Here is a 26128-nt window from a genome sequence, read left to right as displayed (position 1 = left end):
CGGCGTTCGGTCAGCCGGCGTACTTCGCCAGCAGGGGGTCGATCTGCGCGGCGGCCTCGTCGAGCGCGGCCTGCACCGTGAGGTCGCCCTGGAGGGCCTTCTGGATCTGCGCCTTCAGGATGTCGTCGATCTTCGGCCAGGCCGGGGTGGGCGTGCGCGGCCGGGCGGTGGCCAGCTGGTCGACGAAGGTCGAGTAGTACGGGTTGATCTTCGTCAGCTGGTCGCCGAGCGAGGTGAGCACCGACATCTGGCCGACCTTGGCCATCTCGGTCTGCGCGTCCTGGGAGAGCAGGAAGCGCAGGAACTCGGTCGCGGCGTCCTTGTTCTTCGAGGACTGCGTGAGCACGACGGACTCGCCGCCGACCACCGAGATGCTGCCGCCGTCACCGGCCGGCACGGGAGCCGCCTTGACCTGGAAGTTCGGGTACTGCGAGGCGAAGATCGGGTACATCCACGGACCGTCGAGGATGGTCGCGTAGGCGCCGGTGGCCAGCCCGTCGGACGTCGCGGTGCCGCCGGTGCCACCGAGGATGGTGTCCGGGATCGCCTTCTCCTTGTACAGGTCGACGAGCAGCTGGACCCCGGCCACCGAGGCGGGCGAGTTGAGGTAGCCGGTCGCCTTGGTCACCTTGTCGTCGGTGACCGACCCGCCGGCGCTCCAGATCCAGGGCAGCACGTTCCAGCCCGAGGTGCTGTTGTCGGCGAAGGTGGACACGCCTGCGGCGGTGAGCGCCGGGGCGTCGGCGCGCAGGTCGGCGAACGTGGCCGGGGGCTTGGTCAGACCGGCCTTGGCCAGCGCGTCGGAGTTGTAGAGCATGACGCGGGTGTTCGTGTCGAGCGGGAGCCCGTAGTAGTGGCCCTTCCAGGCGTTGGTCGCCAGCGCGCCGGGGTACACCTGGTTCGAGTAGCTGGTGAAGTCGGGCATCTGCTGGTCGAGGGGGACGAGCACGCCGAGGTCCGCGAGCTCGGGGACCCACATGATGTCGGACCGCACGAGGTCGGGCAGCGTGTCGCCGGCGACGGCGGTGACGAGCTTCTGGTGCAGGTCGTCGTAGGGGACGGCGACCGCGTTGACGGTCACCCCGGGGTGCTCCGACTCGAACTTGGGGATGAGCACGGTGTCGAGCGTCTTCGCCTCGTTGGAGTCGGCGGAGTACGCGTGCCAGAAGGTGACGGTGCCCGAGATCGAGGCGCCGGGGGTGGACAGGGCGCTCTGGGTGCTGCCGGCGTTGCCGGAGCTGCAGGCGGACAGCGCCAGGGCAGCGACGGCGCAGGCGCCGAGTGCGCTGAGGGTGGTCCTTCGGGTGAGGAACATCAGTGGGCCTCCGAGGGTCGGACGTCATCGTCTCTCGCGCTCCAGGGTGCCGGACGTCTCCTCGTGGGAGCGGGGCCGTGAGCGCGTTTTCTTTGTCGCGACATAAACTCGCATGCGGTGCGGATGGCGTCAAGCCAGATGAAGGTCACAGTCGTGTCACGGCCGACTTCGCCTGATGGTTCCGTCCCGGCATAATCGACGCAGTCGTCCGAGGGGGTACCCATGTCCGCCGTCCCGTCCAGGTGGTCCGAGCTGTCGCCGTCGGGGCGCCGGGTCGCGCTCGAGGTGCTCGTGCACGGTCCGCTCGCCCGCACCGAGCTGGCACAACGCCTCGACCTGTCGACCCCCAGCCTCACCCGGCTCACCCGCCCGCTCATCGACCTCGGTGTGCTGCACGAGGTCGACGACCCCGGTGACCAGGCCGTGCGCCCCGGCGGACGCCCGCCCCAGCCGCTCGACGTCGACCCCGGGCTCGAGCACTTCATCGGCGTCAAGCTCACCGGGTCGCACGCCTACGCCGTGCTCACCGACCTGCGCGCGCAGATCGTCCGCACCGCCCAGAGCCAGGTCGACGACCACCGGCCCGAGGCCGTCGTCGCGCTGCTCGCCCGGCTCGTCGACGAGGTGCGGGGGGAGCGGCCCGCCCTCGTGTCGGCCGTCGGCATCGGCCTGGGCGGCATCGTCAACGACGGGCTGCGGGTGGGGCGGGCGCCCTTCCTCGGCTGGCGCGACGTGCCGCTGGGCGACCTGCTGCGCACGGCCACCGGGCTGCCCGTCGTGCTGGCCAACGACCTGGACGCGCTCATGGAGGCCGAGCACTGGTTCGGTGCCGGGCGCGACGTGAGCGACTTCGTCGCGCTCACCATCGGTGCCGCCGTCGGCTGCGGGCTCGTGGTGCACGACCGGCTCGTGCACTCGGTCGACTCCGGGCTCGGCCTGCTCGGGCACTTCCCGCTCGACCCGCTCGGACCGGCCTGCCCCGACGGGCACCGCGGCTGCGCGAACGCCCTGCTGTCCATGGACTCCATCCAGGCGCAGGCCTCGCTCGCCGTCGGGCGGGCGCTCAGCTACGACGAGGTGCTCGACCTGGCGCTCGCGGCCGACCCCATCGCCGACCAGGTGGTCGGTAACGCCGCCCGCGCGTTCGGCGTCCTCGTGGCCGACGTGGTCAACATCGCCCAGCCGCAGCGCGTCGTGCTCACCGGTGAGGGGATCCGGCTGGCCGAGGTGGGCTGGGACCGGCTCGTCGCGAGCATCCGGGCGCACCGCAACCCCGAGGCCGGTGAGGTGGACCTGCACCTGGTCAAGGACGACCCGATGCTGTGGGCCCGGGGCGCGGCGGCGGTCGCCATCCAGCGGACCGTGCTCGACACGCTGCCCTGACGCGGGCCGCGCCGTCGCTGAGCCCCGGCCTCACCCGGCCGGCAGGCGCAGGACGAAGCGCGCCCCGCACCCCGGCCCCGCGCTGCTCGCCGTGAGCGTCCCGTCCTGGGCGCTCACGAGGGCGCGCGCGATCGTCAGCCCCACGCCGCTGCCGGCGGGCGACGGCACCGCACCGCGGGCGAACCGGACGAACAGCTCCTCGGCCGTCGCGGGGTCGAAGCCCAGCCCGTCGTCGGTCACCGCGACCTCGACCTGACCGTCCACCCGCTGCGAGCTCACCTGCACCGAGCCGCCGGGGGAGCAGTGCCGCAGGGCGTTGTCGAGCAGCTGGTCGAGCACCTCCACCACCCGGTCCGGGTCGGCGTAGGCGTGGCACGGAGCGGCGGGCTCGGCACCCAGCCGCACCTGGGCCGCGGCGTACCGCGCGGTGTGACCGGCCACGACCTGCTGCACGAGCGGCGCCAGGTCGACCCGGCGCCGCCGCACGGTGAACGCGTGCTCCTCGGAGCGCGAGGCCGCCGCCAGGTCGTGGGTGAGCCGGGTCAGCCGCCGGGTCTGCGCGGTGAGCGAGGCCAGCGTGGCGGGATCGGCCGGCAGCACACCGTCGGCCAGGGCCTCGACAGTCGCCTCGATCGCGGTCAGCGGGGTGCGCAGCTCGTGCGCGACGTCGGTGAGCAGCCGTTCACGGCGCCGCTCCGCCTGCTCCAGCCGGGCCCCCAGGGTGTTGACCGCGCGGGCCAGCTCGGCGAGCTCCGGTCCCATCCCCGGCTGCGGCACCCGGGCGCCGAGGTCCCCGTCGGCCAGCCGGGTGGCCGTCTCGGCGGCCAGCGCGAGCGGCCCGGTGAGCCGGCGCGCGACGAAGGCCCCGGCGATCACGGCCACGAGGACGGCCGCGCTCACCCCGGCAGCGATCGAGGTGACGACGGCGTCGGTGAAGCCGTCGCGCAGGCTGTCGGTCTGCGCCGGGTCGAGCCGCAGGCCGGCCTGCTCCAGCCGCGCGTCGAACACCTGGGGTGCCACCAGCAGCGCCACCAGCAAGAACGTGCCGGCACCCGCGACGATGACGAGCGCGATGGTGAGGAAGATCCGGGCAGACAGGCCCAGCCGTGCCACGGGCCGCCTCATCCCGGACCGGTCCGGAAGCCCACGCCGCGCACCGTGACCACGTACCGGCGGCCGGCGTCGGGCCCGAGCTTGGCGCGCAGGTGCGCCACGTGCACGTCCACCAGCCGCTCGTCGCCCACCCAGCCGCCGCCCCACACCTGCTCGACGAGCTGGGCCCGGGTGAGCACCTGCCCCGGCCGGGCCGTGAGCGCGGCGAGCACGTCGAACTCGGTGCGGGTGAGGTCCACGTCGACGCCGGCCACGCTCACCAGCCGTGCATCCGGGTCGAGCACGAGGTCACCGAGCACCCGCCGCCCGGCGCCCTCGGTCCGGGGCCGGCGCAGCAGCGTCGCGACCCGGGCCAGCAGCACCTTGGGGCTGAACGGTTTGGTGAGGTAGTCGTCGGCCCCGACCGACAGCCCGATGAGCGTGTCGACCTCCTCAGCGCGGGCCGTGAGCATGAGCACGTAGGCGTCGGTGAACGTACGCAGCCGGCGGCACACCTCGACCCCGTCGAGGTCGGGCAGCGCGAGGTCGAGCACGACGACGTCGGGCCGCCGGTCGCGGGCCAGCTCGAGCGCCCGCGTGCCGTCGCCCGCCTCGAGCGTCTGGTACCCGGCCTGGTCGAGGTAGGCGACGACGACCCGACGGATGTCGGACTCGTCGTCGACCACCAGCACGGTGCTGTGCGGCACGGGCCTCCTCAGCTGCTCGGCGCCGGGCTCGCGGCGCTCACCAGGTGCGCGACGAGCGTGCCGTCGTCGTGCACCACGATGATGGCGGCGTCCTCGCCGTGCAGCGTGGCGGTGAACCGGTAGCCGCCGCTCATCGGCACCCCCTGGTCGAGGACCGCACCCGCCAGGTGCGCGTCGACCCAGGTGAGGGCCTTGTCCCGCGCCTCGTCGAGCGTGATGAGGCCCGCGGCGGGGTTCCCGGCGCCGGTCCCACGGCCCATGCCGGCGCCCCGGTGCCCGCCGGGGCCGGCCATCATGCCCCGCCCGGGGCCGGTGCCCTCGAGGGTGCGGCTCAGCGCGCGTTCGACCGTGGCCTCCCGTCGCGGCGCCCAGGTGACCGCGGCGGCCACCGAGCCCACGAGCACGACGACGGCCACGACGAGGGCGACCACGTACCCGGTGCGGTGCCGGGTCATGAGGACCGCCGCATCTCGCCCAGGGCGGTGCGCCGGGCGCGGTAGGTGGCCTCGTCGATCTCACCGAGCGCGAACATGCGGTCGAGGATCTCCTCGGGGCTCTCCTGCGGTGCGCCCGGTGGTGGCTGGTGGCTCGGCGGGCGGCTGCCCGACCGCGGCAGCAGCTTGACCACGAGGAACACGATGAGGGCGATGAGCGCCACCCAGAACAGCACGAGCAGCGGCCAGAACGCCATCCCGCCGCCCATCATCGTGCGACTTGCCAGGGTCATGGTGGTCATGGGTCACCTTCGTCGACTCGCCCGGGCACGGCGTCCGGGACGGTCCGAGCCTGACGTCCCAGTGTGGCGCCCACCCGTGCCGGATCGTGAAGATCGTGTTGAGCCTGCGGCCGCGCGCCGGTCTCAGGGCACGTGCCGCAGCGCTGGCCCGTCGTACTCCGACAGAGGTCTGATGAGGGCGTTCGCCGCGCGCTGCTCGGCGATGTGCGCCGTCCAGCCGACCACCCGCGAGGCGACGAACAGCGGGGTGAACGCCCCCACGTCGAAGCCGAGCAGGTGGTACGCCGGTCCGGACGGGTAGTCCAGGTTGGGCAGGATGCCGGTGCGTCGCTCCATCGCCGCGGCCAGCGCGTCGTAGAGCTCGGCGAGCCGGTCGGCGCCGCGGTCGGCCACGAGCAGGTCCAGCGCGGCCTTCATGGTGGGCACCCGGGAGTCGCCGTGCTTGTAGACGCGGTGGCCGAACCCCATGATCTTGCGCTTGGCGGCCAGCGCCGTCTCCAGCCACGGCTCGGCGTTCGCGGCCGAGCCCACCTCGTCGAGCACCCCCATGACGGCCTCGTTGGCCCCGCCGTGCAGCGGCCCCTTGAGCGCGCCGATCGCCGCGACGACGGCCGAGTACTGGTCGGACAGCGTCGAGGTGACGACCCGGGCGGTGAACGTCGAGGCGTTGAACGAGTGCTCGGCGTACAGCACCATCGAGATGCCGAGCACCTGGGCGTCCAGCGTGCTCGGCACGGTGCCGAACGTCTGGTGCAGCACGGAGGCGGCGTAGTCGAGGTCGTCGCGCGGCGGCACCGGGTCCAGCCCGCGGCGGCGGCGCTGGTCGTAGCCGACGATCGCCGGCAGTGCCGCGAACAGTCGCACCGCGGCGTCCTGCGCGGTGGCCTCGTCGGCGTCCAGCGCGGCGCCCGCACCGTCGAGCGTGCCCAGCACGCTCACGGCGGTGCGCACCACGTCCATCGGGTGGGTGCCCGACGGCAGCAGGTCGATCACCTGGCGGACGGCCGGGTGCAGCCCGCGGTGCGCGCGCTCGACCTCCTGCAGGCCGGCCAGCTGCGCCGCCGTCGGCAGGTCGCCGTGCCACAGCAGCCAGGCGACCTGCTCCATCGAGCAGCGGGCGGCGAGTTCCTGCACGGGGTAGCCGCGGCACAGCAGGGAGTTGGACTGCGGGTCGACCTTCGAGAGGGCGGTGGTGTCGACGACGACACCGGCCAGGCCTCGGTGGATCTGCTGGGCGGTCACGGGCGCTCCTTTGCGGTCGTGGTGCAGCTGCGTGGTGTGCCGGGTGCTGTCCTTCGTGGGTGCGTGCGGGGGTGCGGTTCGTCGGTGGAGCGGCGGGTCAGTCGTCGTGCGCGGCGGCCACACCGGCGTCGAACTGCGTGTAGCCGGCGTAGTCGAGCAGCTCGTAGAGCCGGGCGCGGGTCTGCATCCGCCCGACCTGCCCGGCGAGCGTGCCGGTCGCGGCCAGCTCGTCGAGGGCGCGCTCGACGGCACCGAGGGCGACCCGCAGCAACGAGACCGGGAAGATCACCACGTCCACCCCGACGTCGGCGAGCTGGGCGCAGGTGAACAGCTCGGTCTTCCCGAACTCGGTCATGTTGGCCAGGATCGGCACGTCGACGGCCGCCCGGACGGCCTCGTACTCGGCCAGGCTCGTGAGGGCCTCGGGGAACAGGGCGTCGGCGCCCGCGTCGACGAGCGCCTTGGACCGGCGGATCGCGGCGTCCAGCCCCTCGACGCCGCGCACGTCGGTGCGGGCCATGATGAGCAGGTCGCCGTCCCGACGGGCACCGACCGCGGCGGCCACCCGGCGCACGGCCGTGGTCTCGTCCACCACCTGCTTGCCGTCCAGGTGCCCGCAGCGCTTGGGGTTCACCTGGTCCTCGAGGTGCAGCCCGGCGACCCCGGCGTCCTCGAGCGCCTGCACGGTGCGGGCCACGTTCATCGGTTCGCCGAACCCGGTGTCGGCGTCCACCAGCACGGGCAGGTCGGTCATCGCGGCCACCTGGGCGGCGCGGCCGGCGACCTCGCTGAGCGTCGTCAGCCCGATGTCCGGCAGGCCCAGCTCGGCGCTCATCACGGCCCCGGACAGGTACACGCCCTCGAAGCCCTTGTCCTGGATGAGCCGGGCGGACAGCGGGGTGAACGCCCCGGGCATCCGCACCAGGTCCGGCCCGGCGAGCGCGGCGCGCAGCGCGACCCGCTTGTCATGGGCCGGGACGGTCGAGCCGAGCATCAGAACAGTCCCTCGGGGGCGCCGGCGAGCGGCCGGGCGGCCAGCACGGTGAGCCCGCACAGCTCGTCCGGACCGGCCGACCCCAGCCGGCGCGCCAGGTCGAGGAACCGGTCCACCTCGCCCGGCGCGATCCGCGGTGTGGCCAGCGTGCGGAGCTTGCGCTCGTAGTCGGGGCGGGCGAACGGTCTGGCACCGGCGGGGTGGGCGTCGGCGACCGCGATCTGGTGGGCGAGCGTGCTGCCGTCGGTGAAGGTGACGAGGATCGACCCGCCGAACGCCTTCTGCCGCGGGTCGGCCGCGTGGTAGCGGGCGGTCCAGGCCGGGTCCTCGACGGTGCTGATCGAGCGCCACAGCGCGACGGTGTCCGGGCGGGCCGCACGCGCCGGTGCGTAGGAGTCCACGTGGTGCCACGCACCGTCCTGCAGCGCGACGGCCAGGATGTACGGCAGCGAGTGGTCGAGGGTCTCCCGGCTGGCCGTCGGGTCGAACTTCTGCGGGTCGTTCGCCCCGGTGCCGATGACGGCGTGCGTGTGGTGGCTGGTCGCCAGCACGATCGAGGCCACCTGGGCCGGGTCTCCCACCCTGGGGTCCAGCGCGCGCAGCCGGCGGGCCAGGTCGATCCAGGCCTGCGCCTGGTACTCGGCCGAGTGCTCCTTGGTGAACGAGTCGAGGATCGCACGCTTGGGCTCACCGGGTTCGGGCAGCCACACGTCGTACACGGCGTCGGGGCCGTCGAGCAGCCAGGCGATGACGCCGTCCTCGCCCTCGTAGATCGGCTCGGGGCTGGTCTGGCCCCGCATCGCCCGGTCCACGGCCTCGACCGCGAGCTTGCCGGCCAGTGCGGGCGCGTAGGCCTTCCAGGTGGAGATCTCGCCCTTGCGGGACTGCCGGGTGGCGGTCGTGGTGTGCAGCGCCTGGCCGATGGCCTGGAACGTCACCTCGACGGGCAGGTCGAGCAGCGTGCCCAGACCGGCTGCGACGGCGGGCCCGAGGTGCGCGACGTGGTCGATCTTGTGCGCGTGCAGGCTGATGGTGCGGGCCAGGTCGATCTGCACCTCGTAGGCCGTGGCGATCGCGGCGACCAGGCGCTCGCCGCTCGCGCCGACGTGCTGGGCGACGGCGAGCAGCGGCGGGATGGTGTCGCCGGGGTGGGCGTACTCGGCAGCGAGGTAGGTGTCGTGGAAGTCGAGCTCGCGCACGGCCACACCGTTGGCCCAGGCGGCCCACTCGGGGGCCACCCGGCCGGGCACGCCGAGCACCGTCGAGCCGCGGCCCGACGGGTGGGCCAGGGCCTGCGCCCGTGCGGCGGCCACCGGTGCCCGGTCCAGCGAGGCGGCGGCCACGGCGGTGTCGTCGATGATCCGGTTGACCACCATCTCGGCGACGTCGGGCTCGACCGGCACGGGGTCGGCCGCGACCTGGGCGAGGGCCCAGGCGAGCTGGTCGGGACGCGGCAGGCGGTCGGCACTGGGGTGCGTGCGGACGGTGTGCTGACGCACGGCGGCTCCCGGATCGTCGTCGATGCTGGTCAGGTCACCCTAGACGGACGTCCAGCCCTCGTCGCGGTCGGCCGCCGAGCAGGTTCGCCGATCTTCTGCGCCGCGGGGTCAGAACTTCTCCATCGCCGCCCGGACCTTGCGCAGGAACGCGCTCAGCTCCTTCTCGCCGTTGGTGTTCATCGAGTAGAGCGGCAGGTACTGCACGGGGCGCACCGACTTGGCGGTGGTGCGCAGCCACCGGGTGCTCACCTTGCGCGGCGGGTCGCCCATCGCCCGGGCCTCCCACTGGTGGGCGCCGTAGGTGCAGACCACCGCCATCTTCTTCATGTTCTCCAGGATGGGGAACACGCCGTGGTCGGTCTTGGCGAAGGAGACGCCGGTGATGAAGACCCGGTCGAAGAAGCCCTTGAGGATCGCCGGGTAACCGAAGTTCCACACCGGGTGCACCAGGACGAGCGCCTCGGTGGCCAGCACCCGGTCCACCCACTGCTGCACGGGAGCGGTGTTGACGGACGTGTCGTGGTAGTCGATCCGTTCCTGCGTCGACATCACGGCCTCGAAGCCCTCGGCGTACAGGTCGAGGTCGTCGACCTCGTGCCCGGCGGCGAGCAGCCCGGCCACGACCTCTTGGTGCAGGGCGGCGTTGTAGCTGGTGGGGACGGGGTGGGCGTAGACGACGAGGACCTTCACGGGTGGGCTCCGTTCGCGGGCGGGTCGAGGGCGGCTGGTGGGGTGACGGCGGAAGGGTGGGGGGTGACGACGGCCGGGGGAGGGGTCAGGCGGTGACGGGGGCCAGGGCGGGGTGCAGCGTCGTGCGCACCGTGGTCTCGGCGACGACGGCACCGGCCCGCAGCACGATCCGCTGCGCCGGCCCGGCGGCGATCGCCTCGACGAGCGAGCCGGCCTGCACGGCGAGCAGGTGCGCGGGGGAGCCGGCAGCCACCTGGACGGGTTCGTAGCCCATGGCCACGCGCACGGCGTCGGACACGCTGCGGTAGGCGGCGTCGGGCAGCAGGTGTCCGGCGCTCACCATGAGCGAGGCGGTCTCCAGGGCGTCGATCCGGCTCATCGGGTTGAACGGGTCGCGCCAGTTGTCGCTGCCGGCGGCCACCGTGGCACCGGCGTTGAGCAGCACCTGGACGGCGGTCAGGCCGCGCGGCTTGCACGTGACGTCGTCGCGGGCCTGCAGGTAGAGGTTGGTCTGGGGGTTGGCGATGACGACGATGCCGGCGGCGGCGACCTGCTCGGCGGTGCGTCGGGCGGTGGCCTCGTCCTGCACGCCGAGGCTCACGCAGTGCCCGGCCGAGACCAGGTGCGGGAAGCCGGTGGACAGCACGATGCGGGCCATCTCGGCCAGGCCGGCGGTGCTGGCGACGGTCTCCTCGTCGGTGTGCAGGTCGACGTCGCGGCCGAGCTCGCCGGCCACGTCGAAGAACTGGGCGATGGCACGCATCGGGTCGGGCTCGAGGTGCGGTGCGCCGCCGACCAGGTCGGCCCCGCAGGCGAGCGCGTCGCGCAGCATGGCGAGCTGGTTCGCGCCGTCGGGTCCGGTGGTGCTGGCTCGCATGAGCGCGACGATCTGCAGGTCGACGAGGCCGCCGAGCTCCTCGCGCACCTGGGCCAGGGCCTGCACCGAGCGCAGCCCGTGGGTCTCACCGCAGTCGGCGTGGCTGCGGATCTGGGTGTAGCCGTGCGCGATGGCGATGGCCACGGCGCGCCGGGCGCGGTCGAGGATGTCGTCGTCGGTCATCGAGGGGTAGATGGCCTCGATCGCCTCGATGGCCCCGGCGAGGTCGCCCGTGCGGTTGGGCACGCGGTCGGCGAGCAGCGCCTTGTCGACGTGGGCGTGCGGTTCGGCCGGGGCGGGCAGCAGCACGTAGCCGGTGAGGTCGCGGGTGGCGGTGCCGGGTGCGGGGTGCAGCGTCCCGGCGGCGCTGACCTGCGTGATCCGTCCGTCGGCGAGGGCCACGTCGACCTGCTCGCCGGTGGCGGTGCGCGCGCCGAGCAGGGCGAGGGGTGCAGCGGTCATCCGGGCCTCCAGGGTCGCCAACTGGCAAGATGTAAGATAAGTTATCAGTTGTCCGGAGGCGACGGCAGGGACCGTCGCACCGGCCCACAGGACTGACGCAGGTCACAGGGCGGAGGACCGCATGAACGGGCTCGACCAGCTCCCGGTGCTCGTCACCGGTGCCGCCGGTGGGATCGGTGCCGCCGTCGTCGCACGTCTGGTCGCCGAGGGGGCCCGGGTCGCCGCGCTCGACCTGCACGCCCCCGACCTGCCCGGTGTGGCCTACGCCGGTGCGGTCGACGTCACCGACGAGGACTCGGTGGCCGCCGCCGTGGCCGCGAGCACCGCCGCCCTGGGCGACCTGGCCGGGGTCGTCGCCGTCGCCGGCATCCACGTGACCAGCCCCACGCACGAGCTCTCGCTCGCCGACTTCCGCCGCACCCTCGACGTGTCCGCCGTCGGCACCTTCCTCACGCTGCGCGCCACGCTGCCCACGCTCGTGGCCCGCGGCGACGGGCGCATCGTCACGTTCGGCTCGACCGCCGCCGTGTGCGCCGCCCCGGGCCTGTCCGCCTACGCCGCCGCCAAGGGGGCCGTGCTCCAGCTCACCCGCTCGGTCGCCGTCGAGTACGCGGGCGCCGGGGTGCGCGCCAACTGCCTGTGCCCCGGCGGCACCGCGACCCCGCTGCTCGCCGCGATCAACGCCGAGCGCACCACACGCGACCACTTCCTCGAGGCGCACCCCATCGGCCGCTACGCCCGCCCCGACGAGGTGGCCGCCACCACGGCCTACCTGCTGTCCGACGACTCGTCCTTCGTGCTCGGCGCGGCCGTGATGGCCGACGGCGGGTTCTCCGCGCTCTGACCGAACCACCGACTCACCGGCACCACCGACTCACTGGCACCACCCGGGCCCGGCCCGGCACGTACGGAAGGCACCCAGATGACGGACCTCATCGAGGCACCCACGACGGGGGAGCTGGTCGAGCTCCTGCGCCGCATGGTCCTCATCCGCATGTTCGAGGAGAAGGCCGCCCGGCTGCGGAGCAAGGGCCTCGTGCCCGGCTTCCTGCACCCGTACATCGGCCAGGAGGCGGTGGCGGTCGGCGTGGCCGCCGCGCTCGGCCCGGACGACGTGCTCATGTCCACCCACCGCGGCCACGGCCACCTGCTCGGCCGCGGCGCCGACCCGGCCCGGATGTACGCCGAGCTGTTCGCCCGGTCCGAGGGCTACAACCACGGCAAGGGTGGGTCCCTGCACATGATCGCCCCCGAGCTGGGGTTCCTCGGCGCCAACGGCATCGTCGGCGGCGGCATCCCGCTGGCCACCGGTGCCGGGCTGCAGCTCAAGCGGCGCGGGCTCGGCCAGGTCTCGGTGAGCTACTTCGGGGACGGCGCCGCCAATGAGGGCACCTTCCACGAGAGCCTCAACCTCGCCTCGCTGTTCGACCTGCCGGTGCTCTACGTCGTCGAGAACAACCTGTACGGCGAGTTCACCCGGATCAACGAGCACATGCGGATCGCCGACATCGCCGACCGCGCCGCGTCGTACGGCATGGCCGGGGTGAGCGTCGACGGCAACGACGTGCTCGCCGTGCGGGAGGCCGCCGCGGTCGCCGTGGCGCGCGCCCGGGCCGGCGAGGGCCCGACGCTGCTGGAGGCCAAGACCTACCGGCACCGCGGCCACTACGAGGGCGACATGTGCACCTACCGCCCGGCCGGTGAGCTCGAGCAGTGGCTCGAGGTCGACCCGATCGACCTGTTCACCGCCGCGCTGCTCGGCGACGGCGTGCTCGACGAGGACGGGGTGGCGGCGCTGCGTGCGGAGGTGGACGCCCAGCTCGACAAGGCCGCGGAGTGGGCGGCCGAGCAGCCGCACCCGGACCCGAGCGAGGCGACCACGGACGTGTATGTCGACACCTGCGGCGGGGAGGCCCTGCGATGACCCGGTACAGCTACGCCACCGCGATCCGCGAGGCGCTGCGCGAGGAGATGGAGCTCGACCCGGAGGTCTTCCTGCTGGGCGAGGACATCGGCAAGACGAACGGCTCGTTCGGCGTGACCCAGGGCCTGTACGCCCAGTTCGGGCCGGAACGGGTGTGGGACACCCCGATCAGCGAGGCCGCGATCGCCGGTGCCGCCGTCGGTGCCGCGCTCGTCGGCGGGCGCCCGGTCGCCGAGATCATGTTCGGCGACTTCGCGACGCTGGCGATGGACCAGATCGTCAACCAGGGCGCCAAGATCCGGTACATGACGGGCGGTGCGATGTCCGCCCCCGTCGTCGTCCGCATGGTCACGGGTGCCAAGGGCGCCACGGCCGCGCAGCACTCGCAGTCCCTCGAGTCGTGGTTCGTGCACGCCCCCGGGGTCAAGGTCTACGCACCCTCGAACGCCCGTGACGCCAAGGGCCTGATGAAGACCGCGATCCGGGACCCCGACCCGGTGATGTTCTTCGAGCACAAGGGCCTGTACGAGACGAAGGTGGCGGCCGAGTTCGCCGACTCCTTCGACGTCGAGCCGATCCCGGCCGGGGTGGGTCGTGTGCTGCGCGAGGGCACCGACGTCACGATCGTCTCGTACCTCAAGACCGTGTACTTCGCGCTCGAGGCGGCCGAGCAGCTGGCCGCCGAGGGCATCTCGTGCGAGGTGTTCGACCCGCGCACCCTGGTGCCGTTCGACCGGGCGGGGATGGGCCGGTCGCTGGCCCGCACCGGCCGGCTGGTGGTCGCGCACGAGGCGCCGCTGCGCGGTGGCTTCGGTGCGGAGATCGCCGCCATCGCGGCCCAGGACTTCTTCGGCTCGCTCGTCGCGCCGATCCAGCGGGTCGGGGCCAAGAACACCCCCATCCCGTACGCCCCTGAGCTGGAGAACGACGTGGTCCCGGGGACCGCGGACATCGTCGCCGCGGTCCGCGCGGCACTGGCCTGAGCCCACCCACCACGCAGACAAGGACCCCGATGGCCACGACGTACCCGATGCCGATGTGGGGCATCACGATGGAAGAGGGCATCATCCACCAGTGGCTCGTCGCCGTCGGCGACGAGGTCACCGAGGGCCAGCCGCTCGCGAGCGTCGGGACCACGAAGGCGGAGATCGAGTTCGAGTCCCCGGCATCCGGTGTCGTCGCTGCGCTTCTCGCAGCGGAGGGTGAGACCGTGGACGTCGGGGCCGACCTCATCGTGCTGGCCGACGATGCGGCGGATGCGGCGCAGTACCTCGCCGACGCAGGCTGACGACGACGGCCCGCGCCCGCGGGAACGAGACAGGACAGGGGAACCATGGCAGGCAGGACCAAGGCCGCTGAGCCGGCACTCACCAGCATCAAGCGGGTGGGGCCGACCCAGCTCGTGCGCGAGCAGCTGCTGGTCGCGATCGAGTCCGGCGCGTACGAGCCCGGCTCGGCGCTGCCGTCCGAGCGGGTGCTCTGCGAGACGTTCGGCGTGAGCCGGGTCTCGTTGCGCGAAGCCATCGCCGGGCTGGAGGCCACCGGGCTGCTCACCGTGCAGCACGGTCGCGGGGTCTTCGTCCGGGAGAACGTCGCCGACCAGGTCTCCGGCCCGTTCGGCAAGTACCTGGAGCTGCACCGCGAGGAGATCCTCGAGCTGCTCAAGGTGCGCGGTGCGCTGGACGCCCTGGCCGCCGCCGAGGCCGCCGAGCACGCCGACGACGCCGGGCTGGACGCCGTCGCGGATGCCGCTGCGGCGTTCGAGACGGCGGTCGAGCACGGGGCCGACACCACCGAGCTCGCGGCCCTCGACGTGGCGTTCCACATGTCCATCGCGCATGCCGTGCCGGGGGAGCTGCTGCCCAGCCTGCTCGGTGAGCTCAACGGTCAGATGCAGGAGTCGCGGCGCATCGGCCTGACCCGGGAGGGCAAGTCCGGGGTCTCGGTGCGCCAGCACCGGGCGATCGTCGAGGCGATCCGGTCCCACGACCCCGAGGCCGCCCGGCGCGCGGTCGACGTGCACATCAAGGGCACCATCTCGTGGTTCCGGATGAGCGGTCAGGTGCCGGCCAGCGCGAGCTGAGCGGCCGTCAGGCGCGGCTGGTCGACTCGCGCACGACGAGGGACACGGGCAGGGTCCGGACGCCCGGCTGCCCGTCGCCGGCGACCATCGAGGCGAGCATCTCGAAACCGGTGCGGGCCATCCCGGCGATGTCCTGCTGCACGGTGCTCAGGGTGGGCCGGGTCCGGTCAGACCAGCCGATCCCGTCGAAACCGCAGATGAGCAGGTCGTCGGGCACCTTGCGGCCGCGGTCGGCCGCCTCGAACAGGGCCCCGATGGCCTGCATGTCGGTCGAGGCCAGCACCCCGTCGAGCGGGCAGTCCCGGGCCAGCAGCCGGCGGATACCCTCGCGCCCGCCGTCGAGCGAGTAGGACACCGCGACGCATGCGTCGGGGTCCAGCCGGTGGCCCCGTTCGGCCAGGCCCTGCTCGAACCCGCGGCGTCGTTCACCGGCGCTGGGCAGCGTCGCCGGCCCGGAGATGAGGCCGAACGAGGTGGCGCCCGCGTCGACCAGGTGGTGCGCTGCGAGCCGGCCGCCGGCCGCGTTGTCGGAGTGCACCGTGCCGGCGCCGGCGACGACGAGGGGCTCGTCGCACATGACGAGCGGCAGCCCCATCTCGACGAGCGGGCGCACGGTGCGCTCGGACGGCGCGGTGGAGAACAGCAGGACGCCGTCGGCGGAGGTCACCAGCCGGGCGAGGTAGGCGGCCTCACGCTCGGGGTCGAACCCCGTGTTGCACAGGGTGAGGGACAGCCCGGCCTCGTGCGCGCACTCCTCGACGACGCTGACGATCTCGGCGAAGAACGGGTTGGTGACGTCGGGGATGACCAGGCCGATCGCGTGCCGGCGGCCGGTGCGCAGGGAGTGCGCGAGCTCGTTGCGCCGGTAGCCGAGCTCGGCCGCCGAGGCGAGCACGCGTTCGATGAGGGGTGCGCTCACCGCGCGGTTCCCGGTGAGCGCGTTGCTCGCGGTCGAGACGCTCACCCCGGCGTGCCGGGCGACGTCGGCGAGGCGGACGGGGCCGGAGGGGTCGTCGGGAGCCGGCACACCCGCAGGAGACTTCACCACCGGTTGCACCACCCCACGTTCGCCGACCGCGGTCGGCACACGCCCGACTGGACCGTCAGATTCTAGGGTGCCGCGCTGGGTGCGGCCGGGGACGTCCGACGGTAGCGGGCGAGCAGCACGGCACCAGCGAGGTTGACCAGGGTGAGCACCACGAGCAGCGCGGCCATCGCGACCCCGTAGGCGGACCGGGCATCGAACGGCACGTCCCCGGCGACCATCGCGGCCAGCTCGTCGTGGTCGCGCGCCACCGACGTCAGGGCGAGGCGGACGCCGACCGAGGTGAGGGCGGCCCCGATGATCATGCCGAGCTGACGGGCGACGTTGTAGACGGCCGAGCCCGCCCCGCCGAGGTCGTGCGGCAGCGAGCGCAGCGACAGCACGGACGTGGGCGACCAGCTCGCCGAGCTGGCGAGGCCGTAGACGGTGGCGCCGACGAGCACGAGGGGGACGGAGCGCAGCAGCAGCGCCACGGCGAGCAGGGCGGTGGCCGCGACAGCGAGCGCGAGACCGCGGGCGGCGAGCCGTTCGGGCCCCACCCGGTCGACCAGCCGGCCGATCGGTGCCCCGGCGAACGCGCCGACCAGGCCGATGGGCAGCAGCAGCAGCCCGGCCTGCGAGGACGACATCCCCGCGGCGTTCTGCGCCCAGAGCATGACGGGGAACGGCAGCGCCGTGACGACGAGCGCCAGCACGAGCACGACGGCGACCGCCACGGCGAACGGCCGGATCGACAGCAGCCGGGCCGGGATCAGGGCCGCCTCGCCGAGCCGGGCCTGGCTGCGCCAGAACACGACGCCGAGCCCGGCCCCGAGCGCGAGGAGGCCGGCCGAGGCCCAGGTCGGCAGGGTCGCCTGGACGCCGAGTGTGAGTGCGCCGAGCGCGGCCGCGGACAGCACCGTGCCGCCGACGGGCAGCCGCACGTCGCGGCCGGGCAGCACGGGCACCTGGCGGGCGACGAGGAGCAGCACCACCAGGCCCAGCGGCACGTTGACCCAGAACACCCAGCGCCAGCCGACCGTGGCCGCCAGCACACCGCCGAGCGGCGGGGCGACGAGGTTGGCGAGCGCACCCACCGTGCTCCACACGCCCATCGCGGCCCCGCGCCAGCTCGTGTCGACGATGCGCAGGATGATCGCCATGGACTGGGGTGCGGTGAGGGCGGCGCCCAGACCCTGCACCACGCGCGCGGCGACGAGCTGGCCGACCGTGCCGGACAGCGCGCAGCCCACCGAGGCCACGACGAACACCGCGGTGCCCACCAGGTAGACGCGGCGCGGCCCGTACCGGTCGCCGAGCCGCCCGGCCAGCAGCAGCGGGGCCGCGTAGGCCAGCAGGTAGGCGCTGGTCACCCACAGCACCGCATCGGTGGTGGCGTGCAGATCGCGCATGACCGGTGGGGTCACCACAGCGACGATGGACCCGTCGAGGGAGTTGAGGAAGAACCCCAGGCACAGGCTGAGGACCGGCGCCCAGCGCCGACCCGGCGGGCTGGTCACCACCGGATGACCATGCGCTCCGCGACGGCGACCAGCCCCAGCAGGGCCAGGGAGGTGAGGGCGGACAGGAAGATCATGGACCACATCTGGGCGAGGTTGAGGTAGGAGGTGGCCAGCATGATCGAGGCGCCCATCCCCTTGGACGTCCCGGTGAACTCGGAGATGATCGCGCCGAGCATCGCCGTCGAGGCCGACAGCCGCAGCCCCGCGAACACGAACGGCAGGCTGCTGGGCAGCCGCAGTCGCAGCAGCACGTCGCCCTTGGTGGCCGACAGGGTTCGGAACACGTCCATGGCCTGCGGGTCGACGGAGGACAGCCCGACGGTGGCGTTGATGAGCATGGGGAAGAACACGACGATCGCGACGACGATGATGTGCGGCGTCCTGGTGAAGCCGAACGCCACGATGAGGGCGGGCGAGATCGCCACGATCGGGGTCACGTTGATGAGCAGCGCCACGGGCATGACGGCCGTGCGCAGCGCCCGCACGTGCACGATCCCGACGGCCAGCGCGAACGCGATGCTCACCCCGATGACCAGGCCGATGAGCGCCGACTGCAGGGTCTCCCAGAGCTGGGCCAGGTAGTAGTCGGGCCGGCTGCTCAGGTCGGTGACCATGGCCTGGATCGGCGGGATGAGGCTGCGGTTGTGGTACGCGGTCCACTGCCAGGCCAGCGCCAGCAGCACGAAGAAGACGAGGGGTGCCGCGAGCTCGCCGAGCCGTCGGCCGGTGCTCGTGCGGTCGGCCCGGCGGGGGGTGGTCGTCGTGAGGGCGCTCATTCGGCTGCCTGCCATCCGGATCGCAGGGTGTGCTTGACGTGGGTCACGAGCGCGGCGAACTCGTCGGTCTCTTCCAGCCGTGAGCTGCGCGGACGCGGCAGGTCGATGTCGACGACGGCGTGGATGCGCCCGGGCCGGGGGGTCATGACGACCACCTGGTCGGACAGCAGCACCGCCTCGGCCGCCGAGTGGGTGACGAACACGACGGTCTTGCGGTACCTCTCCCACAGCTCGACGAGCGTGAGCTGGGCGGCCTCGCGGGACAGCTCGTCGAGCGCGGAGAACGGTTCGTCCATGAGCATGAGCGGGGCGCCCTGGGCGAAGCCGCGGGCGATCGAGGCGCGTTGGCGCATCCCGCCGGAGAGCTGGTCGGGCCGGGCGTCGGCGAACGCCTCGAGACCGAGGGCCGCGAGCAGCTCGTCGGGGTCGAGGGGCACCCGTTGGCTCCCGCCGAGCCGGTCCGCCGTGCGGTTGACGTCGGCGGACAGCCGAGCGTTCTCCCGCACCGTCCGCCAGGGGAGCAGGGCCGGGGTCTGCGGGATCCAGGCGATCTCCTTGCGCGCGGAGGCCGCGGCCGGGGGCTGCCCGTAGAGCTCGACCTCGCCGGCGTCGGACGCCTCGAGCCCGGCCAGGATGCGCAGCAGCGTCGACTTGCCGCAGCCTGACGGGCCGAAGAGTGTGACGAAGCGGCCTTCGGGCACGTCCAGGTCGATCCCGGAGAGCGCATGCAACGACGACCCTCGGGTGGTGAAGTGCTTCTCGACCCCGCGGACCGCCACGGCGATGCCGTGACGGTCCGCGGGCGACGTGGTCACTGGCGGCACACGACGACCTTTCCGCTGAACTCGCCCGACTCCAGCCGTGCCTCGGCCTGGTCGAGCTCGTCGAAGGAGTGGACGGAGTCGATGACCGGCTTGAGCGCGCCGCGCTCGTACTCGCCGATCACCTCCCGCATCTCGGCGGGTGAGTAGCCGCCGTGGGCGAGGATGTTCTTTCCCCAGTGGAAGAGGCTGGTCGAGCGGATCGTGGAGTGGTCGCTCGCCGTGGTGCCGGACATGACGACCCGGCCCTCGATCCGCAGCGCATCGATCGCCTCCTGCAGGAACGGCCCGCCGACGTGGTCGAAGACGACGTCGACGCCCTTGCCCCCGGTGGCGGCGCGGGCTGCCTGGACCCAGTCGGTCGCGGAGCGGTCGATGACGACGTCCGCACCCGTCTGGTAGGCCCGGTCGACCTTGGCGGCCGAGCCGACCGTCGTGATGACGGTGCAGCCGGCGTTCTTGGCGACCTGGATGCCGGCGGAGCCGACCCCCGACCCTGCGGCGGGGACGACGACGGTCTCACCGGGCTGCAGCCTGGCGACCCCGACGAGCCCGTGCCATGCCGTGACCGAGGCCACCGGGATGGAGGCGTACTCGGCCAGGGACAGCGTGCTCGGGTCGATCGGGATGGCGTTGACGGCGGGCATGAGCACCTTCTCGGCGAACCCGCCGTGCCGGGTCGACCCGGCCGTGCGCAGCCCCCGGCAGTAGTACGTCTTGCCGGCGACGCACATGTCGCAGGTCTGGCAGACGACCACCGGGTCGAGGGCCACGTGCCGGCCGAGGAGACCCGCGTCGACCCCCTCGCCGATCTCGGCGACGGTCCCGACGATGTCCATCCCCGCGATGTGCGGGAGTGCGAACACCGGGATCACGGGTGCCTTGCGCTGCAGGATGTCGAGCCGGTTGAGGCCGCAGGCCAGGACGTCGACCACCACCTCGCCCGGTCCGGGCTGCGGGTCGGGCAGCTCGGTGAGCCGGCGCACCTCGGGGCCGCCGAAGGCGACCTGGAGCCAGGCCCTCACGGCGCGGGCCAGATGAGCGTGCCGTCGCTGCCGTAGATCGCGTCGATGAAGCTGTTGTTCTGCGAGTCCGTGATCGAGGGTGCGGACGGGACGAGCTTGTAGGTGACGAGGGCGTCGGCCTCGGGCTTCCACTGGTCCTCGCTCTGCTGGCCGAGGGCGAGGCCGGCGGGCTGGCTGTCCTTGACGAGCTTGACCTCGGTCTGCCAGCGCAGCTTGCTCATGGCCAGGTCGTAGCCGGCCTCGGAGCGGTCCTTGGCCCAGCCGAGCGCGGTGTCCAGGTTGGCGTCGCTCGCGTTGATCCAGTCGTAGGCCTTGAACGAGGCGCGCAGGAAGTCCTCGACCGCGGTCGGGTGGGCCTTGCCCCACTCGGTGTTGACCACCTGGGTGTTGAACGTCGAGCGGACGCCGTAGTCCTCGGGGTCCCACTCCTTGACGTCGTACCCGCGGTTGCGCAGCACGTTGGGCTCGTTGGACTTGAACGCGCCGAGGGCCTGGACCTGGCCGTCGGGCAGGATCTGCGGGTCGAACCCGACCGAGACCCAGTTGATGGTCGACGGGTCGACGCCGTTGTCCTTGAACATGGCGGAGAACTGGGCGGAGATGGCGACCTTGTAGCCGACCGTCTTGCCGGCGAAGTCGGCGAGGGAGTTGATGCCGCTGTCGCCCATGGTGAGGATCTCGATCGCGCCCTGGTTGCCGTAGGTGGCGATCGACTGCAGGTTCTTGGCGTCGGAGGCGCGGGCGACCATGACGTCGCTGGCCGAGCCGAGCCCGGCGATCTGGGCCGTCCCGGCGCTCACGAGCTGGGCGTTGGTGGAGCCGGGCTGCAGCTCGACGTCGAGGCACAGGGCCTTGAGGTAGCCGAGCTGGTCGGCCGCGACGACGTCGAGGATGCCGACGGAGGCGGCGAAGACGTACGACGTGAGGAAGGTGATCTTCCCCGCGGCGCGGTTCTGCTGGCAGCGCTCGGCACTGATGAGCGTGCTGCCGTCGGCGGCGGTGGGGACCGCGGAGGACGTCGTGCTGCTCGTGCCGGTGGACGAGCAGGCGACGAGGGCCAGCGCTGCGGTGGCCGCGAGCAGGGCGGCGACCGTGCGGCGTGCGGAGGTCTTCATGGGGCTCCTTGGGTGGCAAGGGCGGGCATCCGGGGGAGGGCGGCCGATGGTCGTGGACCTTCGGTTCGCCGGGATGCTAACGAGCCGTTCTTCCCATCGGAACGTCCCTCTGTAACATCTGCGTAAATCGTTTTTACCTGCCTCGACGCAGTGCGAGAGCCGCGCCAGGATGGGCCTGCGCCCGCACCGGCGGGCCGGAGAGGACAGTGATGAGCGAGCCCCAGGACGACTTCCTGCTCGACGCCGCGACGGCCCCGGAGAGCCCGCTGGCGCTGCTGGCCGCGTGGGCGGCGGCAGCCGTCGCCGCCACCGGCGGGGAGCCGAGCTTCGGCACCCTCGCGACCGTCGGTCCGGCCGGCGCACCCTCGACCCGGGTGATCCAGCTCCTCGAGGTCGAGCCCGAGACGCTCCTGTTCACCACCAACTTCGGCAGCCGCAAGGGCGTCGAGATGGCGGCCAACCCGCACGTGGCCTACAGCCTGTGGTGGCCGGCCATCGCCCGGTCGGTCAACCTCACCGGAACCGTCGAGTACGCCGACGAGGCGGAGAACGACGCGCGCTTCGCCGCCGACCCGCTGCTCGTGCAGGCCGCCCGGACGGTCTCCTTCCATGGCCGCCCGCTCACCGACGAACCGGGTCAGCAGCGCCGCCTCGACGCGCTCGTCGCCGCCGGTGAGCCGCTGCCCCGGCCGGACTACTGGGGCTGGTTCCGGCTGCGCCCCGACTCGGCGACCTTCTGGCAGGCCAACCCCGAGGGCGTCAACCGGCGCGTGCACTACGCGTGGGCCGGCGACGCCTGGTCCCACGGCGCCGTCCAGGCCTGATCCGCCCACCCGCACGACGAACGGACCGCACCCCCGATGAGCAGCCAGACTCCTTCCTCCGCCGTGACCGCCTCGACTGCCCGACGGGTCGTGGTCACCGGCGGCGCCCGCGGCATCGGCGCGGGGGTCGCGCGCCGGTTCGCGGCCGACGGCGCCCAGGTCGTCGTGGCCGATGTGCTCGTCGAGCCCGGTGCCGCGCTCGCGGCGGAGATCGGCGGGCGGTTCGTCGAGCTCGACCTGCTGGCGCCGGACGCCGCGGACCTGCTGCAGCACTGCGTGGACCTGCTCGGCGGCATCGACGTGCTCGTCACCTCGGCCGGGGTGCTGCACCTGGGCACGCTGCTGGAGACCGACCGTGCGCTGTGGGACCGGGTGTTCGCGATCAACACGACGGGCACGTTCCTGGCCATGCAGGTCGCGGCGCGCTCGATGATCGCGGCCGGCACCGGCGGCTCGATCGTCGCGATCGCCTCGATGGCCGCCAAGAAGGGCGGCGGGGGTGAGGGTGCCTACGCCGCGTCCAAGCACGCAGTCGTCGGCCTCACCCGGGCCGGGGCGTTGGAGTGGGGGCAGCACGGCGTCCGGGTCAACGCCGTGTGCCCGGGGTACGTGCTCACCGAGATGGGCGCCGACACCCGCACACCGGAGGACGTCGCGCTGTGGTCCAGCTACTCCCCGCTGGGCCGGCTCGGCCAGCCGGAGGACGTCGCCGGGGTCGTCGCCTTCCTGGCCTCGCCGGACGGGTCCTACCTCACCGGCCAGGCGCTCAACGTGACCGGCGGGATGGTCATGCACTGAACCGGGTCGGCCCGGCGACGCACGCCCGCCCGCGACCGTGAGGTGGCGGGCGGGCGTCGTCATGTCGGCTGCGTCCTGGTCGGCTCAGTCGTAGAGCGTCGTGGTCGTCGGGACGTCGGCGCCCAGCCCGGCGGCGGCCACGATCGCCGCCGCGCGTTGCCGGGCCTCGGCCCGCAGCGGGCCCTCGTCGAGCGTGGTCACCCGCCCGTCGACGAACAGCTGGCGGCCGGCCACCCAGGTCTGGGCGATCGAGGCCGGGGTGGCCGACCAGACGAGCGCCTGCAGCGGGTCGCCGTAGGGCGTCCACTCGTGGTGGTCGAGGTCGACGAGCACGAGGTCGGCCTGCTTGCCGACCTCCAGCGACCCGATCTCGTCGTCCCAGCCCAGCGCCCGGGCACCCTCGACGGTGGCCATCCGCAGCGCCACGCGGGCGCCGACGACGGTGGCGTCCATGAGGTGGTCCTTGAACAGCCCGGCCATGAGGTGCACCTGCCGGTGCAGGTTGAGGTTGCCGCCGGCCGAGACCCCGTCGGTGCCCAGCCCCACGGTGACCCCGGCGTCGCGCAGCTGCGGGTAGCGGCCGATCGCGGTGGCCCCCTTGGCGAGCTTGAGCGAGGAGGACGGGCAGAACGCGACGGACGTGCCGGCGCTCGCGAGCAGCTCGACCTCGTGCTCGGCGACCGCGACGGCGTGCGCGAGGACCAGGTTGGAGCCGAGCCCGCCGGCCTGGGCGATGCGCGTGATGGGCCACATGCCGTAGTTGCGCTCGCTGGCCTGGGCCTCCTCGACCGAGGTGGTGAGGTGGTACGTGGTGCCGACGCCGAGCCGTTCGGCCAGGTCGCGCGCGCCGACGTGCAGCTCGAGGCTGCACGGCTCCTTGCCCTCGATGTTGACCCAGCAGCGGATCCGCCCGTCGGCGTACCCGTTCCAGGTGCGCACCCCGTCCTCGAGCACGTCGAGCGCGGTCGCGGCGTCGGGGAAGAAGTGGTGGTCCACCATCTCGGCCGACCAGCCGGGCGGGATCTGCGCGGGTTTACGGTCGGCGGCGTGCCGCCCGACGATGCCGCGCAGCCCCACCTGCTCGATGGCGCGCGCGGTGAGGCCGGGGTCGTTCTGGGCGCCCATGTCGAGGAAGCACGTGGTGCCCGAGCGCAGCATCTCCGCACCGCCGAGCAGCACCGAGACCGTCTCGTCGGCGTCGCCCACGTGTGCGTAGAACGGTTTGGCCCAGTGGAACACCCAGGCGCGGGTGGCCAGCACGTCGGGGAACACGGCCCGCGAGAGCGTCTCGGACAGGTGCACGTGCGTGTCGACCAGTCCGGGGAACACGCCGAGGCGCCGCCCGTCGATGACGCGGTCCACGTGCCCGGCGCGGGCGCGGACGGCGTCGGCCGGGCCGATGTCGGCGATGACGGACCCGTCGATGAGCAGGCCGGCGTCGTGCAGCACGGTGTCGTGCGCATCGACCGTGAGCGCGAACTCGAGGTGGTCGATGAGCGTGCGACCGGTCGTGATGGGGGGCATCAGGGTCCTCTGCTGGGCGATCGGACACCCCTATGATATCTGTTGTAAGACCAGTTGAGCGAGGGAGTGGGCCGTGCGACGTGAAGTGACCACCCGCCTACGTGCGGTCCTGGCTGAGACGGGGCTCGACGCCCTGGTGAGCCTCTCGCCCGACGGCTTCGCCTACGCGGCCGGGTTCGTCGTGCCGTCCCAGCCGCTCATGCGCTGGCGGATCGCCGCGCACGTGCTGCGCGCCGACGGGGCCGAGGCGATCGTCGCGGTCGACATGGAGGAGACCACGGTGCGCACGCTGCGCCCGGACGTCGACCTGCACGTGTGGGCCGAGTTCGGCGGTGATGCCATGACGACGCTGGCCGCCGCGCTGCGCGGGCTCGGCCTGGCCGCCGGCCGCATCGGCATCGAGCTGGACTACCTGCCGGTGGCCGACCACACCCGGCTCGTCGCCGCGCTCCCGCTGGCCGACCTGGTGCCCGCCGGTCCGCTGCTCGAACGCACCCGCCAGGTGAAGACCGCGACCGAGATCGAGCTGCTGCACCGGCTGTCCCGCGTGGCCGACGGTGCGATCCGGGCCAGCTTCGACGCCGTGCGCGCCGGCGACACCGAGATGGACCTGGCCGCGGCCCTCACTCGCAGCGTCTACGAGCAGGGCGTCGGGGCGTACAAGCTCATGATCGTCGCGACGGGGGAGCGCAGCGAGCTGCCCAACGTCGGCCCGTCCCCGCGGGTGCTGGTCCCCGGCGACGTGTGCCGGGTGGAGATCTTCACCGTCGCCGAGGGCTACCAGGCCGGGGTCTGCCGCACCGCCGTCGTCGGTGAGCCGTCCGCGCAGGCCACGCGCGTGTACGCGAACCTCGCCGAGTGCCGCGCGCTGCTGCTCGACTCGATGGCACCCGGTGTGAGCGCCGATGCGGTCTACCGCACCTTCCGGGCCCGGTTCGACGAGCTCGGCATGCCGGCGATCGGGTTCGTCGGCCACTCCATCGGGGTGAACCTGCACGAGACGCCGTACCTCGCGGCGGGTGTCGAGCAGCCGTTGGAGGCCGGCATGGTGCTCGGCATCGAGCCGCTGGTCTACCGCAGCGGCCACGGCTTCGGCATGCAGATCAAGGACATGGTTGCGATCACCGAGGACGGCGTGCAGGTGCTCTCCGACGTCACGCCCACCGCCGAGCCGTACCCCATCCGGGCATGAGCGGCCTCGACCACATCGGCCTCAACGTCCCCGACGTGCCGGCGGCCGCGGCGTTCCTGACCGAGGCGTTCGGCGCCCGCGAGCTGTTCTCGATGGACCCGTTCGCCGACCCCGCCGCCATGACCCGCATCGGCGGACCTTCAGGCGCCAGCTTGCGGCTGACGATGCTCGAGCTGGGCGGCGGGCGCGTCGAGCTGCTGGGCTGGGCGGGCCAGGGGGTGTCCGCCGACGCGGTCCCTCCCGACTCGTCGCTGCCCGGCGGGGCGCACCTGGCGGTCGAGGTCGACGACGTGGCCGCGACCCTCGCCCGGGTCGGTGCGATGCCCGGCGTCGAGGTGCTGTCCGACCCGGTGACCTTCACCGAGGGCCCGACGCCGGGGCTGACGAACGCCTTCCTGCGCACCGGGTGGGGGCTGCTCGTGGAGCTCGTCAGCTGGGGGTGAGGGGCGGCAACCCGGCCTCGCCACAGCGATGCCCGGTGCGGAGCTCGGCGCCCGGATGC

General features: G+C 73.2%; 27 protein-coding genes. 10 read left to right on the top strand and 17 right to left on the bottom strand.

Annotated features, from left to right (window positions below):
- Positions 1-10 precede the first annotated feature (10 nt).
- Positions 11-1315: an extracellular solute-binding protein gene (locus F2B26_RS00930; protein ID WP_159805448.1), complete on the bottom strand. Its 1305-nt coding sequence runs from the start codon at positions 1313-1315 to the stop codon at positions 11-13.
- A 222-nt stretch (positions 1316-1537) separates the two neighbouring features.
- Between F2B26_RS00930 and F2B26_RS00925 the strand changes: the two genes are divergently transcribed.
- On the top strand, positions 1538-2698 hold the full coding sequence (locus F2B26_RS00925; RefSeq protein ID WP_159805446.1) for an ROK family transcriptional regulator: 1161 nt from the start codon (positions 1538-1540) through the stop codon (positions 2696-2698).
- Positions 2699-2728: 30 nt separating this feature from the next.
- Here F2B26_RS00925 and F2B26_RS00920 read toward each other — a convergent pair whose 3' ends face one another.
- From F2B26_RS00920 to F2B26_RS00880, 9 genes are all read right to left on the bottom strand, one after another.
- Entirely contained in the window at positions 2729-3811 is a 1083-nt protein-coding gene (locus tag F2B26_RS00920) for a sensor histidine kinase (protein ID WP_159805445.1), read from the bottom strand.
- An 8-nt stretch (positions 3812-3819) separates the two neighbouring features.
- Positions 3820-4497 (bottom strand): response regulator transcription factor, encoded by a 678-nt coding sequence (locus F2B26_RS00915; protein WP_235929423.1) that lies wholly within the window; start codon positions 4495-4497, stop codon positions 3820-3822.
- Positions 4498-4505: 8 nt separating this feature from the next.
- The gene (locus tag F2B26_RS00910; RefSeq protein ID WP_159805444.1) at positions 4506-4952 is read right to left on the bottom strand and encodes a hypothetical protein; all 447 of its coding nucleotides are present in this window, start codon (positions 4950-4952) and stop codon (positions 4506-4508) included.
- The gene (locus F2B26_RS00905) at positions 4949-5233 is read right to left on the bottom strand and encodes an SHOCT domain-containing protein (protein ID WP_201292545.1); all 285 of its coding nucleotides are present in this window, start codon (positions 5231-5233) and stop codon (positions 4949-4951) included. The genes F2B26_RS00910 and F2B26_RS00905 overlap by 4 nt, the downstream gene beginning before the upstream one ends.
- Before the next feature lie 123 nt (positions 5234-5356).
- Positions 5357-6475 (bottom strand): bifunctional 2-methylcitrate synthase/citrate synthase, encoded by a 1119-nt coding sequence (locus F2B26_RS00900; RefSeq protein WP_159805443.1) that lies wholly within the window; start codon positions 6473-6475, stop codon positions 5357-5359.
- A 97-nt stretch (positions 6476-6572) separates the two neighbouring features.
- Positions 6573-7469, bottom strand: a complete 897-nt coding sequence (gene prpB / locus F2B26_RS00895) for a methylisocitrate lyase (protein ID WP_159805442.1) — start codon at positions 7467-7469, stop codon at positions 6573-6575.
- Positions 7469-8968, bottom strand: a complete 1500-nt coding sequence (locus F2B26_RS00890) for an MmgE/PrpD family protein (protein WP_159805441.1) — start codon at positions 8966-8968, stop codon at positions 7469-7471. The genes prpB and F2B26_RS00890 overlap by 1 nt, the downstream gene beginning before the upstream one ends.
- A gap of 108 nt (positions 8969-9076) precedes the next feature.
- Complete coding sequence (locus F2B26_RS00885; protein ID WP_159805439.1) at positions 9077-9658, bottom strand: NAD(P)H-dependent oxidoreductase; 582 nt, start codon at positions 9656-9658, stop codon at positions 9077-9079.
- An 85-nt stretch (positions 9659-9743) separates the two neighbouring features.
- Positions 9744-10997 carry an amidohydrolase family protein gene (locus F2B26_RS00880; RefSeq protein WP_159805437.1) on the bottom strand — a complete coding sequence of 418 codons (1254 nt, stop codon included), beginning with the start codon at positions 10995-10997 and terminating at the stop codon, positions 9744-9746.
- Between the two features lie 121 nt (positions 10998-11118).
- On the opposite strand from F2B26_RS00880, the gene F2B26_RS00875 reads away from it, so the two are divergent.
- The 5 genes from F2B26_RS00875 to F2B26_RS00855 all read left to right on the top strand — a co-directional run bounded on the left by F2B26_RS00875 (position 11119) and on the right by F2B26_RS00855 (position 15004).
- Entirely contained in the window at positions 11119-11841 is a 723-nt protein-coding gene (locus tag F2B26_RS00875) for an SDR family NAD(P)-dependent oxidoreductase (RefSeq protein ID WP_159805435.1), read from the top strand.
- Between the two features lie 78 nt (positions 11842-11919).
- Complete coding sequence (locus F2B26_RS00870; RefSeq protein WP_159805433.1) at positions 11920-12921, top strand: thiamine pyrophosphate-dependent dehydrogenase E1 component subunit alpha; 1002 nt, start codon at positions 11920-11922, stop codon at positions 12919-12921.
- Positions 12918-13904, top strand: a complete 987-nt coding sequence (locus F2B26_RS00865) for an alpha-ketoacid dehydrogenase subunit beta (RefSeq protein WP_159805431.1) — start codon at positions 12918-12920, stop codon at positions 13902-13904. The genes F2B26_RS00870 and F2B26_RS00865 overlap by 4 nt, the downstream gene beginning before the upstream one ends.
- Positions 13905-13933: 29 nt before the next feature.
- Entirely contained in the window at positions 13934-14209 is a 276-nt protein-coding gene (locus tag F2B26_RS00860; RefSeq protein WP_201292544.1) for a DUF2118 domain-containing protein, read from the top strand.
- 45 nt (positions 14210-14254) lie between these two features.
- The gene (locus F2B26_RS00855) at positions 14255-15004 is read left to right on the top strand and encodes a FadR/GntR family transcriptional regulator (RefSeq protein ID WP_159805429.1); all 750 of its coding nucleotides are present in this window, start codon (positions 14255-14257) and stop codon (positions 15002-15004) included.
- 7 nt (positions 15005-15011) lie between these two features.
- On the opposite strand, the gene F2B26_RS00850 is transcribed toward F2B26_RS00855, so the two are convergent.
- From F2B26_RS00850 to F2B26_RS00825, 6 genes are all read right to left on the bottom strand, one after another.
- Positions 15012-16031, bottom strand: a complete 1020-nt coding sequence (locus F2B26_RS00850; protein ID WP_159805427.1) for a LacI family DNA-binding transcriptional regulator — start codon at positions 16029-16031, stop codon at positions 15012-15014.
- A gap of 83 nt (positions 16032-16114) precedes the next feature.
- The gene (locus F2B26_RS00845) at positions 16115-17548 is read right to left on the bottom strand and encodes an MFS transporter (RefSeq protein WP_159805425.1); all 1434 of its coding nucleotides are present in this window, start codon (positions 17546-17548) and stop codon (positions 16115-16117) included.
- Entirely contained in the window at positions 17545-18327 is a 783-nt protein-coding gene (locus F2B26_RS00840; protein ID WP_159805423.1) for an ABC transporter permease, read from the bottom strand. Before F2B26_RS00840 ends, F2B26_RS00845 begins: the two co-directional genes overlap by 4 nt.
- Entirely contained in the window at positions 18324-19142 is an 819-nt protein-coding gene (locus F2B26_RS00835) for an ABC transporter ATP-binding protein (RefSeq protein WP_201292543.1), read from the bottom strand. Before F2B26_RS00835 ends, F2B26_RS00840 begins: the two co-directional genes overlap by 4 nt.
- Entirely contained in the window at positions 19139-20173 is a 1035-nt protein-coding gene (locus tag F2B26_RS00830; RefSeq protein WP_159805421.1) for a zinc-binding dehydrogenase, read from the bottom strand. Before F2B26_RS00830 ends, F2B26_RS00835 begins: the two co-directional genes overlap by 4 nt.
- Entirely contained in the window at positions 20170-21288 is a 1119-nt protein-coding gene (locus F2B26_RS00825; RefSeq protein ID WP_159805419.1) for an ABC transporter substrate-binding protein, read from the bottom strand. The genes F2B26_RS00830 and F2B26_RS00825 overlap by 4 nt, the downstream gene beginning before the upstream one ends.
- Positions 21289-21497: 209 nt before the next feature.
- Between F2B26_RS00825 and F2B26_RS00820 the strand changes: the two genes are divergently transcribed.
- Positions 21498-22112, top strand: a complete 615-nt coding sequence (locus F2B26_RS00820) for a pyridoxine/pyridoxamine 5'-phosphate oxidase (protein WP_159805417.1) — start codon at positions 21498-21500, stop codon at positions 22110-22112.
- Between the two features lie 63 nt (positions 22113-22175).
- Positions 22176-22910 carry an SDR family NAD(P)-dependent oxidoreductase gene (locus tag F2B26_RS00815; RefSeq protein WP_235929422.1) on the top strand — a complete coding sequence of 245 codons (735 nt, stop codon included), beginning with the start codon at positions 22176-22178 and terminating at the stop codon, positions 22908-22910.
- A gap of 84 nt (positions 22911-22994) precedes the next feature.
- Here the strand turns inward: F2B26_RS00815 and F2B26_RS00810 are convergent, their stop codons facing one another.
- Positions 22995-24434, bottom strand: a complete 1440-nt coding sequence (locus tag F2B26_RS00810; protein ID WP_159805413.1) for an amidohydrolase family protein — start codon at positions 24432-24434, stop codon at positions 22995-22997.
- A 73-nt stretch (positions 24435-24507) separates the two neighbouring features.
- Here F2B26_RS00810 and F2B26_RS00805 point away from each other — a divergent pair, with 73 nt between their 5' ends.
- Together F2B26_RS00805 and F2B26_RS00800 are read left to right on the top strand one after the other, a co-directional pair.
- Complete coding sequence (locus F2B26_RS00805) at positions 24508-25626, top strand: M24 family metallopeptidase (RefSeq protein ID WP_159805411.1); 1119 nt, start codon at positions 24508-24510, stop codon at positions 25624-25626.
- Complete coding sequence (locus tag F2B26_RS00800) at positions 25623-26069, top strand: VOC family protein (RefSeq protein ID WP_159805409.1); 447 nt, start codon at positions 25623-25625, stop codon at positions 26067-26069. Before F2B26_RS00805 ends, F2B26_RS00800 begins: the two co-directional genes overlap by 4 nt.
- The last annotated feature ends 59 nt before the right edge of the window (positions 26070-26128 follow it).

The sequence above is a fragment of the Cellulomonas citrea genome, assembly GCF_009829685.1.
GTDB lineage: Bacteria > Actinomycetota > Actinomycetes > Actinomycetales > Cellulomonadaceae > Cellulomonas > Cellulomonas citrea.
Note: the sequence above shows the minus strand (reverse complement) of the source record. Positions and strands in the feature narration are given on the sequence as shown.

Excerpts from the sequence above, each read along its gene's own strand:
- F2B26_RS00930 (WP_159805448.1), bottom strand. The coding sequence starts at position 1,315 with ATGTTCCTCACCCGAAGGACCACCCTCAGCGCACTCGGCGCCTGCGCC.
- F2B26_RS00925 (WP_159805446.1), top strand. The coding sequence starts at position 1,538 with ATGTCCGCCGTCCCGTCCAGGTGGTCCGAGCTGTCGCCGTCGGGGCGC.
- F2B26_RS00910 (WP_159805444.1), bottom strand. The coding sequence starts at position 4,952 with ATGACCCGGCACCGCACCGGGTACGTGGTCGCCCTCGTCGTGGCCGTC.
- F2B26_RS00905 (WP_201292545.1), bottom strand. The coding sequence starts at position 5,233 with ATGACCACCATGACCCTGGCAAGTCGCACGATGATGGGCGGCGGGATG.
- prpB (WP_159805442.1), bottom strand. The coding sequence starts at position 7,469 with ATGCTCGGCTCGACCGTCCCGGCCCATGACAAGCGGGTCGCGCTGCGC.
- F2B26_RS00880 (WP_159805437.1), bottom strand. The coding sequence starts at position 10,997 with ATGACCGCTGCACCCCTCGCCCTGCTCGGCGCGCGCACCGCCACCGGC.
- F2B26_RS00875 (WP_159805435.1), top strand. The coding sequence starts at position 11,119 with ATGAACGGGCTCGACCAGCTCCCGGTGCTCGTCACCGGTGCCGCCGGT.
- F2B26_RS00870 (WP_159805433.1), top strand. The coding sequence starts at position 11,920 with ATGACGGACCTCATCGAGGCACCCACGACGGGGGAGCTGGTCGAGCTC.
- F2B26_RS00865 (WP_159805431.1), top strand. The coding sequence starts at position 12,918 with ATGACCCGGTACAGCTACGCCACCGCGATCCGCGAGGCGCTGCGCGAG.
- F2B26_RS00860 (WP_201292544.1), top strand. The coding sequence starts at position 13,934 with ATGGCCACGACGTACCCGATGCCGATGTGGGGCATCACGATGGAAGAG.
- F2B26_RS00855 (WP_159805429.1), top strand. The coding sequence starts at position 14,255 with ATGGCAGGCAGGACCAAGGCCGCTGAGCCGGCACTCACCAGCATCAAG.
- F2B26_RS00840 (WP_159805423.1), bottom strand. The coding sequence starts at position 18,327 with ATGAGCGCCCTCACGACGACCACCCCCCGCCGGGCCGACCGCACGAGC.
- F2B26_RS00825 (WP_159805419.1), bottom strand. The coding sequence starts at position 21,288 with ATGAAGACCTCCGCACGCCGCACGGTCGCCGCCCTGCTCGCGGCCACC.
- F2B26_RS00820 (WP_159805417.1), top strand. The coding sequence starts at position 21,498 with ATGAGCGAGCCCCAGGACGACTTCCTGCTCGACGCCGCGACGGCCCCG.
- F2B26_RS00810 (WP_159805413.1), bottom strand. The coding sequence starts at position 24,434 with ATGCCCCCCATCACGACCGGTCGCACGCTCATCGACCACCTCGAGTTC.
- F2B26_RS00800 (WP_159805409.1), top strand. The coding sequence starts at position 25,623 with ATGAGCGGCCTCGACCACATCGGCCTCAACGTCCCCGACGTGCCGGCG.